The organism is Cellulomonas sp. URHD0024, assembly GCF_000426185.1.
Lineage (GTDB): Bacteria > Actinomycetota > Actinomycetes > Actinomycetales > Cellulomonadaceae > Cellulomonas.
On sequence record NZ_AUEW01000001.1, the window covers coordinates 804,963 to 819,143 of the forward strand.

Here is a 14,181-nt window from a genome sequence, read left to right on the forward strand (position 1 = left end):
ATCCACAGGTGCGGTCAGGGCATGCGGACGATCCGACCCTCGTCGGCGGACAGGCGGGCGGCATCGAGCACCCGGGCGGTGCGGGCGGCGTCGAACGGGTCGACGGGCGGCGGCCCACCGTCGACGACCCACGAGGCGACAGCGTGGTAGATGTCGACGTGCCCACCACGGGCCCGGGGCACCGGCACGCGCTCAGACCCGCGGACCAGCCACCCCTCGTGCGTCGGCTCCCCGGGCCGGCGGGTCTCCTCGTACGCGTCGTCGAGAGCGGCGAACGGCGAGGGCTCGCCCTCGAAGCTCGTCACCAGGTAGGCGCCCGCGTCGCCGAGGACTCGTGTACGCGGTCCGGGAGCTCCGACGACCGCGCCGGCCTGCAGGTGGCTGACGACCCCGGACGTGTGCGTCAGGGCGAGGAACACGTCGTCGACGGCTGGCGTCGTGCGCGCATGGAGCTCGGCGTACACGGAGATGACCGGCCCGAAGAGCTGCGTCGCGGAGTCGACCAGGTGCGCACCGAGGTCGAGCAGGAGGCCGCCGGCGAGCGGGTCGTTCTCCTTCCACCGGTCCTGGGGCACGGGGCGGAACCTCTCCCACCGCCGCTCGAACCGGTGCACGGTCCCCAACGACCCGTCGTCGAGCAGCGACCTCAACGTGAGCTGCTCCGCGTCCCAGCGCCTGTTCTGGAACACGGTCAGCCGTCCGTCGCCGCGGGAGGCCAGCAGCTCGGCGTCGTCGGCCGTCGTCGCCAGGGGCTTGTCGACGATGACGTGCAGCCCGGCGTCGAGGGCGGCGAGGGTGTGGGCCAGGTGGTCGCCCGTGGGGCTCGCGACGACGACGAGGTCGAGGTCCGCCGCGTGCGTGAGCAGACCCGCAAGATCGGGTTCGACGACTGCGCCGGGCCAGTCGGCCTCGACCTGCTCCGCACGGTTCCGCGTGACCACGGCGGTCACCTGCTGGCCCGCCTCCCGGAGCAGTCGGGCGTGGATGCCGCGCCCCGCTCCGCCGTACCCGACAAGTCCCACCCGGAGTGCGCCCATGGCGCTCACTCTAGGTCGGCGCCGACCGCATGCTGGCGCCGCTCGTGGGGCTCGCGGGACAGGGCGCTCGGCCACCAGCTCCGCCGATCGAGGTCGTGCACCAGTGCCGGCACCAGCAGGCTGCGCACCACGAGCGTGTCGAGCAGCACGCCGAACGCGACGATGAAGGCGATCTGCGCGAGGAACAGCAGCGGGATGATGCCGAGCGCCGCGAACGTCGTCGCGAGCACCACACCGGCGGACGTGATGACGCCACCCGTCACCGTGAGAGCCCTGACGACCCCTGCCCGGGTGCCCACGGCGACGGACTCCTCCCGGACTCGCGTCATGAGGAAGATCGAGTAGTCGACGCCGAGCGCCACCAGGAACACGAACGCGTAGAGAGGGACGACCGGGTCGGCGCCCGGGAACCCCAGGATGTGGTTGAACACGAGCGCAGCGACACCGAGCGCGGCGGCGAACGACAGCACGTTGGCGACGAGCAGGAGCGCGGCCGCCGCCACGGACCGCAGCAGCAGCATGAGGATGAGCCCGATGACCAGCAGGACGACCGGGACGATCACCTTGAGGTCGCCCTCGCTGGCCCTCTGCGTGTCGAGCGTCTCGGCCGCCGCACCACCGACCAGGGCCGTCGGACTCTGCTCGTGCACTGCCGCGCGAAGGTCGTCGACGACCGCGACGGCGGCCTGCGAGTCCGCGGACGCCTCCGTCGTGACGTCGAGCCGCACGCGCCCCTCCACGACGACAGGCGGCGCATCCGGTGCGCCAGGGCGACCGCCCGTGTACGGCGCGACCGACGAGACCCCGTCGACGCTCTCGGCCGCCGAGGTCACCGCGTCGACGTCGGCCTCGTCGACGATCACGATCGCGGGCTGCACCCCACCGGCGGGGAAGTGCTCGACGACCACTGCCTCCCCGGCGACGGCGTCGACGTCGGTGAGGAAGACGTCGACCTGGCTCGTACCGGACGCCTTGAAGGTCGGCAGGAACGCCGCTCCGACGCACAGGACCAGCGCGGTGAGGATCCACACGGGCCGGGCGCGGCGGCCCACGAACCGCGCGAGCCGTGCCCACAGCCCGGAACCGTCGGCCGGGTCCTGCTCGGCCACCGGGTCGACGTTCGCCTGCGCGGCGAGTGACGCCGACGTGGCGGACGGTCGCGGCGCGCGGGGCCAGAACAGGAATCGGGAGCGACGACCGCCGATCAGCAGCATCGCCGGCAGAAGGGTGAGGGCGGCGAGCATGGCCGAGGCGATACCAATCGCCGCGACGGGCCCGAGCGAGCGGTTGGACCCGAGGTCCGACAGCAGGAGGCAGAGCACTCCGGCGATCACCGTTCCGGCGCTCGCGACGATCGGCTCCACGCAGGCACGCAGCGCACGGCGCATCGCCTCGGCCGGGTGCTCGACGCGGCCGAGCTCTTCCCGGTATCGCGCGACGAGCAGCAGGGCGTAGTCCACGGAAGCGCCGACGACGAGGATCGAGAGGATTCCCTGCGACTGCCCGTTGAGGACGAGGGTGCCGTTCTTGGCGAGGTGGTAGACGACGAGTCCCGCCAGGCAGAGCGCGAACACGGCGCTGAAGATGACGACGAACGGCAGGAACGGTGAGCGGTAGACGATCACGAGGATGAGCAGCACCGCGCCGAGGGCCACGAGAAGCAGGACGCCGTCGATACCGCCGAACGCAGTCACCAGGTCGGCGACGAACCCGGCCGGCCCGGTGACCCACGCCTGGAGACCGAGCTCCCCCGCGGAACCGGCGCTCGCTCCGAGCGACTCGTCGAGGGAGGCACGCACCGCCAGGACGAACGAGTCGGTCACACCCTCGTCGCCGGCCAGCAGGTCGTCGGCCTTGGCGGCGTCGAGCGAGAAGGCGACGAGCAGCGCCTCACCGTCCTGCGACGGGACGACCGCTGGCTCGCCGACGAGGTAGTCGGACCACGTCCCGTCGTTCCCGACCGGCAGCGCCTCGTCCGGCACCGACGCGGCCCACTCCTGCACGGCGCCGAGCTGGTCGGGCGTGATGTCACCGCCGTCCTCGGCGGTCAGGACGACCAGTGCCGGTAGGGTCGCCGTGTCGACGAAGGCCTTGGTCTCTGCGGCCGCCTGGGTGGACTCGGCCGACGCAGGCAGGAAGGCCGCCGCGTCGTTCGTCTGGACCTGCGAGAGCTTGCCCTGGGCCATGCCGCCCAGGGAGCCGATGCCGAGCCAGGCGATCAGCGCGACGCCGACGAGGACAGAACGGACGACGGTCGACCGGCGATTACTCAGCATGCTGAGTATCATGCGGGTGGGTGCTCGACAAGGCAAATGGAGGCATGCGGATGGCACAGGAGTGGGACCCCGCTTCCACGGATCCCGCTCAGTGGCCCGCCGGGCGCCTGCTCTCCGCAGCGGCACGCCGCGTGGAGCGCGACTGGGACGCACGGCTCGCCGCGTGGGACCTCAACCACGCCAGCCTGCCCGTGCTGGTCCACCTGTCCCGCAGCCCGCTCTCGCAGCGCGAGCTGGCCGCGGCATGCGCGGTCACGGAACAGACCATGAGCCGTGTCGTGGCGCGCATGGAGCGCACCGGGTACGTGACGCGAACACCCCATGCCCAGGACCGCCGCCGACTCGTGCTCTCGATCACCGACGAGGGCCGCGCAGCGCTCGCCATGGCGTCGGACCGCGAACCCGCCGAGACGATGGTCACGCGCGGGCTGACCGACGACGAGGTCACCGAGCTGCGCCGCCTGCTCGCGCTCGTCGCGCGACCCCAGCCCCACCCCTCGGGTTAGCCTGACGGCATGCGGTTCGACGAGCTCGACCTCGGCACGCGCCGGCTCCCGTACGAGCCGACGTGGCAGCTCCAGCGCGAGGTGCACGCGGCGGTCGCGGACGGGACGAGCGAGGACGTGGTCCTGCTCTGCGAGCACGAGGACGTCTACACGGCGGGCAAGCGCACCGCGAAGGCCGACCGGCCTGTCGACGGCACCCCCGTCGTCGACGTCGACCGGGGCGGCCGCATCACGTGGCACGGCCCCGGACAGCTGGTCGGGTACCCGATCGTCCGGCTGGCGACCCCGATCGACGTCGTGCGCTACGTGCGCGCGCTCGAAGAGGCACTGATCCGCACGTGTGCGGACCTCGACCTCTCGGCGATCCGCGTCGAGGGGCGCAGCGGCGTCTGGTTCGCAGCGACGAGGACCCGGCGCGAGCGCAAGGTCGCCGCGATCGGCGTCCGCGTCTCCCGCTCGGTGACCATGCACGGGTTCGCCCTGAACTGCGAACCGGACCTGTCGGTGTACGACCGCATCGTGCCGTGCGGGATCCCCGACGCCGACGTGACGTCCTTGTCCGTCGAGGCCGGCCGCCGCGTGACGATCGCCGAGGTCACGCCCCTGGTCCGCGAGCACCTGAGCGCAACTCTCGCGCCCCTGCTCGACCGCGTCCCGGCACTGTGACGTCGCACTCCCCCGGCCGCCTGCGCGCCGCTCGCGGGTTAGTCTGACGGGCGTGACGATCGCAGCCGATGGCCGACGCATGCTCCGTATCGAGGCACGCAACGCCGCGACCCCCATCGAACGCAAGCCGGAGTGGATCCGGACCCGCGCGACGATGGGCCCCGAGTACACCGAGCTCAAGGGCCTGGTGAAGCGCGAGGGCCTGAACACGGTGTGCGAGGAGGCCGGCTGCCCCAACATCTTCGAGTGCTGGGAAGACCGCGAGGCCACGTTCCTCATCGGCGGCGACCAGTGCACGCGGCGCTGCGACTTCTGCCAGATCGACACCGGCAAGCCCGCGGACTTCGACGCAGACGAGCCGCGTCGCGTGGCCGCGTCGGTGCAGGCGATGGGCCTGAAGTACTCGACGGTCACCGGCGTCGCCCGCGACGACCTGCCTGACGGCGGCGCGTGGCTCTACGCCGAGACCGTCCGCCAGATCCACGCCGTGAACCCCGGCACCGGCGTCGAGCTGCTGATCCCCGACTTCAACGCCACGCCCGAGCTTCTCGACGAGGTCTTCTCCTCGCAGCCCGAGGTCCTCGCGCACAACCTCGAGACCGTCCCCCGCATCTTCAAGACGATCCGGCCGGGCTTCCGCTACGACCGGTCCCTCTCGGTCATCACGCGGGCGCACGAAGCCGGCCTGGTCACCAAGTCCAACCTGATCCTCGGCATGGGTGAGACCACCGAGGAGGTCGTCGAGGCGCTCGCCCAGCTGCGCGAGGCAGGCTGCGACCTCATCACGATCACGCAGTACCTGCGCCCGTCCGTGCGGCACCACCCCGTGGACCGCTGGGTGCGTCCGGAGGAGTTCGTCGAGCTGTCGGCGAAGGCCGAGAGCCTCGGGTTCCTCGGTGTGATGTCGGGTCCGCTGGTGCGCTCGTCGTACCGCGCCGGCCGCCTGTGGGGCCAGGCGATGCGTCGCTACGGCCGACCGATCCCCGAGGCGCTGGCCCACCTCAGCGAGCCGACGACGTCCCGCCAGGAGGCGGCGAGCCTGCTCGCCCGCTGACGTCAGGAGCATGTCGGCTCGTCGGTAGACTTTCGACCCATGGCCCGCGAGAAGACCCCGACCGCACCCGTCAAGAAGCAGCGCTGGTACCACCAGCTGTGGCAGGTCTTCCAGATGACCAGGAAGACCGATCCCGCGATCACGTGGATCCTGCTGGCGATCGTCCTCGTGATCATCGGGATCGGTGTCGGCATCGGCCTCGCCACCGGTGGCGTGGTCTTCTGGCTCCTGCTGAGCATCCCGTTCGCGGCGCTCGTGGCGATGTTCGTGCTCTCGCGGCGCGTCGAGAAGGCCGCGTTCGCCCAGATCGAGGGCCAGACGGGTGCCACCCTCTCCGCCCTGCGCAGCATCCGGCGCGGGTGGACGTTCCCCGAGGAGCCGGCAGCGTTCGACCCCAAGACCCGTGACCTCGTCTTCCGTGGCGTCGGCCGGCCCGGCGTCGTGCTGGTCGGCGAAGGTCCCGCCCCGCGGATCACCAAGCTTCTCGAGGCCGAGCGCAAGCGCACCGCGCGGGTCGTCGGCGGCGCACCGATCATCCTGATGCAGATGGGCGACGGCGAGGGCCAGATCCCGCTGCGCAAGCTCCCCCGGGCCGTGCAGCGCGTGAAGGGCGGCAAGCTGACCAAGGCGGAGATCGCGGAGGTCAACAAGCGTCTGACCTCCCTCGGCGGCGCCAAGCTCGCGATGCCCAAGGGTGTCGACCCGAACCGTGCGCGCCCCGACCGCAAGGGCATGCGCGGCCGCTGACCGGCCGCGAACATGCCCCGCGACCCGTTCTGGAACCACAACACCCACTACCACCCGCTCGCGCTGAAGCATGTGCGGGGCTCGGCGTCCGCTCTCGACGTCGGGTGCGGTGAGGGGCTGCTGGTCCGTCGCCTCCGGGCGGCAGGGGTCACGTCGGTCACGGGGATCGACCTCGACCCTCACCAGGTGGGACGCGCTGTCGGCGGCCCGGGCATCGACTACCTGGCGGGTGACATCCTGGACGTTCCCGGTGGTGAGTTCGACCTCGTCACGTGCTTCGCGACGTTGCACCACCTCGACCTCGAGGCCGGACTGATCCGGCTGGCGGCGCTCACCGCGCCCGGCGGGCACCTCGTGGTCGTCGGGCTCGCGGCGGTGCGCTCCGCGGTCGATGCGGCCGCGAGTCTCGCCGCGGTCCCCGTCGCGCTGGTGGCCGACCGCGTGCGCGGCACCTGGGAGCACGGCTCGCCGATGGTCGACCCGGTCGACGGCTACGGCGACGTGCGACGAGCGGCCCGCGCGATCCTGCCGGGGGTCCGCTTCCGTCGCCGGCTCTACTGGCGCTACAGCCTCGAGTGGCAGCACCCGCTCTGAACTCAGCGGCGGACGATCGCCGTCCCGGCCACCCGATCGTGCAGGCCCCTGCCGTCCGCGTCCCAGACGACCGCCGGGATGACCAGGCACAGCAGCAGGGTGCGGACCAAGGCGCTGAGGAAGCCCGGCGCAGCCGTCTCCCACACAGGATCCGCGGCCTCGGCCGAATCGGCCGCGAAGACGCGACGCACCCGTAGACCGAACAGCCGGTGGCCCAGCGTGTTGCCGATCGAGCCGACCAGGAGCACGTTCTCGAGCGCGAAGATGCCGAGCGTCGCCCACTGGTTACCGCGAGTCAGGAAGAACGCGTCGGGCGACACCGAGAAGAACGCGCCCGAGATGGCCAGGCACGCGACCCAGTCGACCAGGACCGCACCGAGCCTCCGACCCAGCCGAGCGAGCGAACCGGCGCCCTCGGAACTCAGTCCGAGCCGGTGCCCACGACCACCGACGGGGTCGCGGCCGGAGGGTTCACCTTCGAGCCACGAGCTGAGGTCTTTCCGATCTGCCACCCGAGCAGGGTACGGGCCGCTACCACTGCGACGAGCGCGGAGCGAGACGGCAATGCGCCGGAAACCTGCCCGGTATGCGCTGTTCGTAGGTTGTGCCCACTCGCTCCGCCGAAGACACCGGAGTGCCGAAGCGTGCCTGAGAGGTATCAATGAGCGGAAACGCCGTGCGTCGTGAGGCGATCTGGAACGTCGAGGCCTACGTCCCGCCCGCCGTGAGCTTCAACGGCGCCGAGGCGCCCGGCAAGATCTTCGGTGCGAACGTGTTCAGCAAGTCGGTCATGCAGAAGCGCCTGCCGAAGTCGGTCTTCAAGTCCGTCATGGCCACGATCGACCACGGAGCGATGCTCGACCCCGCCATCGCCGACTCCGTCGCCTCGGCCATGAAGGACTGGGCCCTGGAGAAGGGGGCGACCCACTACGCCCACGTCTTCTACCCGCTGACCGGCCTGACCGCCGAGAAGCACGACAGCTTCTTCGAGCCGGTCGGCGACGGCACGTCACTTGCCGAGTTCGCCGGCAAGACGCTGGTCCAGGGCGAGCCGGACGCCTCCAGCTTCCCCAACGGCGGGCTCCGCAACACGTTCGAGGCTCGCGGCTACACCGGCTGGGACGTCACGAGCCCGGCGTACATCCTCGAGAACCCCAACGGGAACACGCTGTGCATCCCGACGGTCTTCGTCTCGATGACGGGCGAGGCCCTCGACCACAAGACCCCGCTCCTGCGCTCGCAGCAGGCGATGGGCGAGCACGCCGCGCGCATCCTGGCGCTCTTCGGGCACGAGAACCAGAAGGTCGTCGCGTTCTGCGGTCCCGAGCAGGAGTACTTCCTCGTCGACCGCCACTTCTTCCTCGCGCGTCCCGACCTGCTCAACGCGGGCCGGACGCTGTTCGGCACCAAGCCACCGAAGGGCCAGGAGTTCGACGACCACTACTTCGGGGCCATCCCGGACCGGGTGCTCGGATTCATGATGGACACCGAGCGAGAGCTGTTCAAGCTCGGCATCCCCGCCAAGACCCGCCACAACGAGGTCGCGCCCGGCCAGTTCGAGATCGCGCCGATGTTCGAGCGCGGCAACCTGGCCGCCGACCACCAGCAGCTGCTCATGACCACGTTCAAGACGGTCGCCAAGAAGCACGGCATGGAGTGCCTGTTCCACGAGAAGCCGTTCGCCGGCGTCAACGGCTCTGGCAAGCACGTGAACTTCTCGCTGGGGAACAGCGAGCTCGGCTCGTTGCTCGTGCCCGGCGACACCCCGCACGACAACGCGCAGTTCCTCGTGTTCTGCGCCGCAGTCATCCGTGGGGTCCACACGTACGCCGGCCTGCTGCGCGTGTCCGTCGCGTCGGCGACCAACGACCACCGCCTCGGCGCGAACGAGGCTCCCCCGGCGATCATCTCGATCTTCCTCGGCGACCAGCTCGCCGACGTGTTCGAGCAGATCGCCAAGGGCGCCGCCACGTCGTCCAAGGGCAAGGGCGTCATGCACATCGGCGTCGACACGCTGCCGGTGCTCCCGACCGACCCCGGCGACCGCAACCGCACCAGCCCGTTCGCGTTCACGGGCAACCGGTTCGAGTTCCGGGCGCCCGGCTCGATGCAGACGGTCGCCGGCCCGATGACGACGATCAACACGATCATGGCCGACTCGCTCGACTACTGCGCGACCCAGCTCGAGACCGCCGTCGCGGCGGGCACCGACTTCGACACCGCCGTCCAGACCCTGCTGACCGAGATCATCACGGACCACGGCAACGTCGTCTTCAACGGCGACGGCTACTCCTCGGAGTGGCCCATCGAGGCGGAGCAGCGCGGGCTCGCCAACCTCAAGACCACGCTCGACGCCCTGCCGGAGCTCCATCACCGAGTCCGCGATGGAGCTCTTCGAGAAGTACGGCGTCTTCAACCACCGGGAGATGCACAGCCGCTACGAGATCGGGCTGGAGCAGTACGCCCTGACCATCTCCGTCGAGGCGCGGCTCATGAACGAGATCGGCACGACGGCGATCCTGCCTGCTGCGGTCAAGCAGCAGACCGCCACCGCGCTGAACATCGGCGCCCTGAAGGCGGCCGGCGTCGAGCCGGACCTCGCGCCGCTCGACGAGATCAGCGTCCCGCTCGCCGCCCTCCGCGCCGGCCTGACGGCTCTGCGCGCAGCGATCAACGCCGAGGTGGGGCACACGGCTCTCGCGGAGGCCACGCACGCCCGAGAGGCGCTGCTCCCGGCGATGGCCGATGTGCGCGCCGCCGCGGACGCCCTCGAAGAGGTCGTCGCGGACGAGCTCTGGCCGCTGCCGACCTACCAGGAGATGCTCTTCATCCTCTAGGACTCCGTTCCGTCGAAGCGCGCACACTCCGCGGACAGTGGCCTGGCCGCTTGGGGCACCGGGCATAGGGTCAGGCGTTGTTAACACGGAGCGGTGTGTCGTAACGCCGTCGAAACATTCAATACACGACGGAGAAATGGTCCGCTCGTACCCTCTGTGTGCCCGACCTGATGGGAACCCCCGACCGAGGAGCAGCGGATGTTCAGCAAGCCAGAGGAAGTCCTGGCCTTCATCAAGAGCGAGGACGTGAAGTTCGTCGACGTCCGGTTCTGTGACCTGCCCGGCACGATGCAGCACTTCAACGTCCCTGCCCCCACGCTGGACGCTTCCTTCTTCACCGAGGGCCAGATGTTCGACGGCTCGTCGATCCGCGGGTTCCAGGCGATCCACGAGTCCGACATGAAGCTGATCCCCGACGTGACGTCGGCGTACCTCGACCCCTTCCGGGTCGAGAAGACCCTGAACATCAACATGCACATCGTCGACCCGTACACCGACGAGCCCTACAGCCGCGACCCGCGTCAGGTCGCCGCCAAGGCCGAGGCGTACCTGGCGTCGACCGGCATCGCCGACACCGCGTTCTTCGCGCCCGAGGCCGAGTTCTACATCTTCGACGACGTGCGCTTCAAGACCGCGCAGAACGAGTCGTTCTACAAGATCGACTCCTTCGAGGCTGCCTGGAACTCCGGCCGCGAGGAGGAGGGTGGCAACCTCGGCCACAAGATCCCCTACAAGGGTGGGTACTTCCCCGTCCCGCCGGTCGACGGCTTCGCCGACATCCGCGACGAGATCAGCCTGCAGCTGGACGCCCTCGGCCTCGGTGTCGAACGCGCGCACCACGAGGTCGGCACCGCCGGCCAGCAGGAGATCAACTACCGCTTCGACAAGCTGGCGATCTCCGGCGACAAGGTCATGCTCTTCAAGTACGTCGTGAAGAACGTCGCGCACAACAACGGCAAGTCGGCGACCTTCATGCCGAAGCCGCTCTTCGGCGACAACGGCTCGGGCATGCACGTCCACCAGTCCCTGTGGAAGAACGGCGAGCCGCTGTTCTTCGACGAGAAGGGCTACGGCGGCCTGTCCGACCTCGCCCGCTGGTACATCGGTGGCCTGCTCAAGCACGCGCCGTCGCTGCTCGCCTTCACCAACCCGACGGTGAACTCCTACCACCGCCTGGTCCCCGGCTTCGAGGCGCCCGTCAACCTGGTCTACTCGGCCCGCAACCGCTCCGCGTGCATCCGCATCCCGGTCACCGGTTCCAACCCGAAGGCCAAGCGCATCGAGTTCCGCGTGCCGGACCCGTCGTCGAACCCGTATCTCGCCTTCGCCGCCATGCTCATGGCCGGCATCGACGGCATCCAGAACCGCATCGAGCCGCCCGAGCCGGTCGACAAGGACCTGTACGAGCTGCCCCCCGAGGAGCACGCCCTCATCCAGCAGGTGCCGGGCTCGCTCGGCGAGGTGCTCGACAGCCTCGAGGCGGACCACGACTTCCTCACCGCGGGCAACGTCTTCACGCCTGACCTGATCTCGACGTGGATCGACTACAAGCGCAACGCCGAGGTGGACCCGATCCGTCTGCGCCCGCACCCGCATGAGTTCGAGCTCTACTACGACGTCTAAAGATGCGTTTCAGAAAGCCCCTGGTCGCTGCTCCGACCGGGGGCTTTCTGCTGCTCTGACCTGGGCAACACCGTTTCAGAGAGCGTCAGCGCGCGTCCAGGCATATCGGACTGTCACGTACCCCTCACGCACCAGGGACTGACCAAGCGCGGACCGGGCCGCTGACGTACATCAGGCCATAGGTGGTTCGCCCACGACGGCCCCGGCACTCTGCCACCGCCCCTGGGCGTCCGGGAGTGTCAGATGAACGGTGGGCGGGGCCCGGCGTTTCTTAGAGGTGCGAGGGGTTGATGCGCCCCTCGAAGGTGATGGCGAACGCGTTGAGTGCGGCCTTCCATCGGATGACCCATCGTGCCCGGCCCCGGCCTGTGGGGTCCAGCGCCCGGGTGACTAGGTAGAGACATTTCAGAGCTGCCGCGTCGTTCGGGAAGTGTCCCCTGGCCCGGACGGCTCGCCGGTAGCGGGCGTTCAGGGACTCGATCGCGTTGGTCGTGCAGATGATCTTGCGTCCTGGTGTCCGGCGGAACGTCGGACCTGAGTAGCGTCGGCCTGCCCGGATCACCCGTACGAGGGAAGTGGCCCCAGGACCCCAACCGATCGGGCAGGCTCAGCGTTGTCTTGGCGTCGGATGGTCGGGGCACCCACGAGGAGGGTCTGTGCGGGGGGACTGGGAGCCGCTGCTCGAGCAGCTGGTTCGGGAGCGGTACGCGCGCCTGCTGGCGAGGGCGTACCTGCTCGTCGGATCCGGCGGTGACGCCGAGGACCTCGTGCAGGAGGCACTGCTGGCGACGTTCGGCGGGCGCGCACGGCTGCGGTCCGTGGAAGCCGCTGAGCAGTACGTGCGCCGGGCGATCGTGTCCCGGTTCGTCGACCGGCTGCGGCGCGACGGGCGCGAGCGGACAGCGCACGTCGAGGCCTCACGGCTCGCTTCCGTGCAGACGCCGCAGGACGTCTCGACCGAGCTCGAGTCCGCGCTGGCCCTCCTCCCCCCGCGGGAGCGCGCCTGTGTGGTGCTGCGACACGTCGAGGTGATGTCCGTCGCGGAGACGGCCGAACAGCTCGGGCTCAGCGAGGGCGCCGTGAAGCGCTACACGTTCGACGGCATCCGCACGCTCAACAGCACGCTCGGGACCCGAGCGTCCAGCGAGGACCTGCCCGTGCACCTCGTCGCGGGCGGCGCACCGAACCAGGAGGTGTCTCGTGGAGCGTGAACTCGACGACGTGGTCTTCCAGTCGCTCACGCAGCGCGTCGACCGACTGGCCTCGGTGGCGCCCGAGCCGTCCGTGCTCGCGGGCACGATCGCTCGGGTGCGCCGTCGCCGGCGTCGCCGCGCCACCGGACAGGTGTTCGCCGCCGTCGGCGTCGTGACCGTACTCGCCGCCGGGCTGACGGTCGGCGGCGAGCACAACCGACCAGTGCCCGCGACGACGCCCACAGCAACGCCTTCGCCCTCACCGAGCGCGTCTCCGCAGCCGACGCCGACGCCGACGCTCGCCGAGGCGCCCGCACCGAGCCAGGCCGAGGTGGACGCAGGGCTTGGCCTGCCGGCAAGCGTCGCAGCTCCGGCCGACATCTGGGACCAGGTCGGCGAAGGCTGGGCGCTCGGCATCTACCGATCGTCCTGGTCGATGCGCGACGGCTCGTCGACACCGTTGCGTAACTCGCTGGTGGTCAGCTCGCCCGAGGGCGTGACCTACCGACTGCGCGAGCTGCCGACTGACACGGCCGTCGAGCTCGTCCGCTGGGAGCCGGGCGCCACGAAGGCGCTCGTGACGATCGCCCCGGTGCGCGACGGCGTCACCGGCTACTCGATCCGCGGCTGGCTCGATCTGCTCACCGGCACGCTGACGCAGGAACCTGGCGCCGTGGGCGAGGGTGAGGCCCCGGGGATCTCCTTCGAGGGCCTCGACCACCGCGGCGACGAGGTCTGGTCCGTCAGGTACGGACAGACCGGCGGCGGCGGACCCGTGACGATCGTCGTGCAGACGACCGACGGCGTGCTCGTGCGCCGGATCGACCTCCAGGGCGACGACGCGCATCCGGGCCTTCTCGACCCGAGCGGGCACCTTCTCGCGGTGCCCGGCCACGATGAGGCAGAGATGACCTACGACGTCGTCGACCTCGACACGGGTCGCGAGAAGGCGCACCAGTACGGCGTGGCGAACGGCTTCTGCCAGGTCGTCGGCTGGCAGTCGGGCAGTGAGCTGCTCACGCGGTGCCGCGCCGACTCCTGGGAGTCGAGCGGCTTCGACAGCCACCTGCTCACACCGGGCGACTCGCTCTACGTCGTTCGCCTCGACGGCGGCGCACCGCGCTTCGTCCGGGTTCTCGGCGCCGGCGATCCCGCGGTCCCGCTCTGGAGGGGACGCACGTTGCCCGACGGGCGCGTGGTCGTGGGTGCGCTCCCCGTCGGAGCCGACGACGTCGGCTCGTGCATCGCCGGCCTGTACGCGCTCGACGGCGACACGACGACGGCGCTCGGCATCGACGGCGTCGCCCGGGTGCAGCCCGTCGGGACCGTCGGGTCCCGGCTGTACAGCGTGACGACCACCTCGTGCGACGGGAACTTCCGGGGCACCCAGCTCGAGTCGCTGGACGGGTCCGACCGCACGCCACTGCTAGCCGCACCGAGCTCCGCGTCCCAGCAGCTGGAAGGCGGCCTGGACACCTGGGCCGTCGCCGGCGGGCCCTCGGGCCATACCTGGGGCTGAGGCCGGTCACGCCGCCACGTGCAACGCGTCAGGCGTGACGACACACAGTGCCGGGCAGATATGTCGCTCCATCTGGGGGCCTCGTCGTCGCTTTCGACGACGAGGCCCCGTAGGGCCTTTGCGCCCTAG

At 70.4% G+C, this 14,181-nt stretch carries 12 protein-coding genes and 2 pseudogenes; 10 read left to right on the forward strand and 4 right to left on the reverse strand.

Features of this window, described 5'->3' with window-relative positions:
* Positions 1 to 14 precede the first annotated feature (14 nt).
* Both I847_RS0103785 and I847_RS0103790 read right to left on the reverse strand, forming a co-directional pair.
* Entirely contained in the window at positions 15 to 1,037 is a 1,023-nt protein-coding gene (locus tag I847_RS0103785; protein WP_028048631.1) for a Gfo/Idh/MocA family protein, read from the reverse strand.
* A 5-nt stretch (positions 1,038 to 1,042) separates the two neighbouring features.
* Positions 1,043 to 3,313 (reverse strand): MMPL family transporter, encoded by a 2,271-nt coding sequence (locus tag I847_RS0103790; RefSeq protein ID WP_231384057.1) that lies wholly within the window; start codon positions 3,311 to 3,313, stop codon positions 1,043 to 1,045.
* 50 nt (positions 3,314 to 3,363) lie between these two features.
* Between I847_RS0103790 and I847_RS0103795 the strand changes: the two genes are divergently transcribed.
* The 5 genes from I847_RS0103795 to I847_RS0103815 are packed head-to-tail and all read left to right on the forward strand — an operon-like array spanning position 3,364 to position 6,880.
* Positions 3,364 to 3,819: a MarR family winged helix-turn-helix transcriptional regulator gene (locus tag I847_RS0103795; RefSeq protein ID WP_034609158.1), complete on the forward strand. Its 456-nt coding sequence runs from the start codon at positions 3,364 to 3,366 to the stop codon at positions 3,817 to 3,819.
* Positions 3,820 to 3,828: 9 nt separating this feature from the next.
* On the forward strand, positions 3,829 to 4,485 hold the full coding sequence (gene lipB / locus I847_RS21760; RefSeq protein WP_034608808.1) for a lipoyl(octanoyl) transferase LipB: 657 nt from the start codon (positions 3,829 to 3,831) through the stop codon (positions 4,483 to 4,485).
* A 52-nt stretch (positions 4,486 to 4,537) separates the two neighbouring features.
* Positions 4,538 to 5,539, forward strand: a complete 1,002-nt coding sequence (lipA, locus tag I847_RS0103805) for a lipoyl synthase (protein WP_028048634.1) — start codon at positions 4,538 to 4,540, stop codon at positions 5,537 to 5,539.
* A 39-nt stretch (positions 5,540 to 5,578) separates the two neighbouring features.
* On the forward strand, positions 5,579 to 6,286 hold the full coding sequence (locus I847_RS0103810) for a DUF4191 domain-containing protein (RefSeq protein ID WP_028048635.1): 708 nt from the start codon (positions 5,579 to 5,581) through the stop codon (positions 6,284 to 6,286).
* Between the two features lie 12 nt (positions 6,287 to 6,298).
* On the forward strand, positions 6,299 to 6,880 hold the full coding sequence (locus I847_RS0103815; RefSeq protein ID WP_028048636.1) for a bifunctional 2-polyprenyl-6-hydroxyphenol methylase/3-demethylubiquinol 3-O-methyltransferase UbiG: 582 nt from the start codon (positions 6,299 to 6,301) through the stop codon (positions 6,878 to 6,880).
* 2 nt (positions 6,881 to 6,882) lie between these two features.
* On the opposite strand, the gene I847_RS0103820 is transcribed toward I847_RS0103815, so the two are convergent.
* The gene (locus I847_RS0103820) at positions 6,883 to 7,392 is read right to left on the reverse strand and encodes an RDD family protein (RefSeq protein WP_028048637.1); all 510 of its coding nucleotides are present in this window, start codon (positions 7,390 to 7,392) and stop codon (positions 6,883 to 6,885) included.
* A 278-nt stretch (positions 7,393 to 7,670) separates the two neighbouring features.
* On the opposite strand from I847_RS0103820, the pseudogene I847_RS21765 reads away from it, so the two are divergent.
* The 3 genes and pseudogenes from I847_RS21765 to glnA form a co-directional block, all read left to right on the forward strand.
* Positions 7,671 to 9,179 (forward strand): annotated as a pseudogene (locus tag I847_RS21765) (glutamine synthetase III); the annotation flags it as partial.
* 85 nt (positions 9,180 to 9,264) lie between these two features.
* Positions 9,265 to 9,717 (forward strand): hypothetical protein, encoded by a 453-nt coding sequence (locus I847_RS27660; protein ID WP_369751706.1) that lies wholly within the window; start codon positions 9,265 to 9,267, stop codon positions 9,715 to 9,717.
* Between the two features lie 198 nt (positions 9,718 to 9,915).
* Complete coding sequence (gene glnA, locus I847_RS0103830) at positions 9,916 to 11,340, forward strand: type I glutamate--ammonia ligase (RefSeq protein WP_028048638.1); 1,425 nt, start codon at positions 9,916 to 9,918, stop codon at positions 11,338 to 11,340.
* Between the two features lie 271 nt (positions 11,341 to 11,611).
* On the opposite strand, the pseudogene I847_RS0103835 reads toward glnA, so the two are convergent.
* A pseudogene (locus I847_RS0103835) lies at positions 11,612 to 11,851 on the reverse strand (transposase); the annotation flags it as partial.
* A 145-nt stretch (positions 11,852 to 11,996) separates the two neighbouring features.
* Between I847_RS0103835 and I847_RS21770 the strand changes: the two are divergent.
* Both I847_RS21770 and I847_RS0103845 read left to right on the forward strand, forming a co-directional pair.
* Positions 11,997 to 12,551, forward strand: coding sequence for an RNA polymerase sigma factor (locus I847_RS21770; RefSeq protein WP_034608811.1), 555 nt, complete (start codon positions 11,997 to 11,999; stop codon positions 12,549 to 12,551).
* A complete protein-coding gene (locus tag I847_RS0103845; RefSeq protein WP_028048640.1) occupies positions 12,541 to 14,052 on the forward strand; it encodes a hypothetical protein in 1,512 nt (503 codons plus the stop codon). Before I847_RS21770 ends, I847_RS0103845 begins: the two co-directional genes overlap by 11 nt.
* Positions 14,053 to 14,181 lie beyond the last annotated feature (129 nt).

Bases quoted from the DNA above. Each gene is read 5' to 3' on its own strand.
- I847_RS0103785 (WP_028048631.1), bottom strand. From the start codon at position 1,037: ATGGGCGCACTCCGGGTGGGACTTGTCGGGTACGGCGGAGCGGGGCGC.
- I847_RS0103790 (WP_231384057.1), bottom strand. From the start codon at position 3,313: ATGCTGAGTAATCGCCGGTCGACCGTCGTCCGTTCTGTCCTCGTCGGC.
- I847_RS0103795 (WP_034609158.1), top strand. From the start codon at position 3,364: ATGGCACAGGAGTGGGACCCCGCTTCCACGGATCCCGCTCAGTGGCCC.
- lipB (WP_034608808.1), top strand. From the start codon at position 3,829: ATGCGGTTCGACGAGCTCGACCTCGGCACGCGCCGGCTCCCGTACGAG.
- I847_RS0103810 (WP_028048635.1), top strand. From the start codon at position 5,579: ATGGCCCGCGAGAAGACCCCGACCGCACCCGTCAAGAAGCAGCGCTGG.
- I847_RS0103815 (WP_028048636.1), top strand. From the start codon at position 6,299: ATGCCCCGCGACCCGTTCTGGAACCACAACACCCACTACCACCCGCTC.
- I847_RS27660 (WP_369751706.1), top strand. From the start codon at position 9,265: ATGGAGCTCTTCGAGAAGTACGGCGTCTTCAACCACCGGGAGATGCAC.
- glnA (WP_028048638.1), top strand. From the start codon at position 9,916: ATGTTCAGCAAGCCAGAGGAAGTCCTGGCCTTCATCAAGAGCGAGGAC.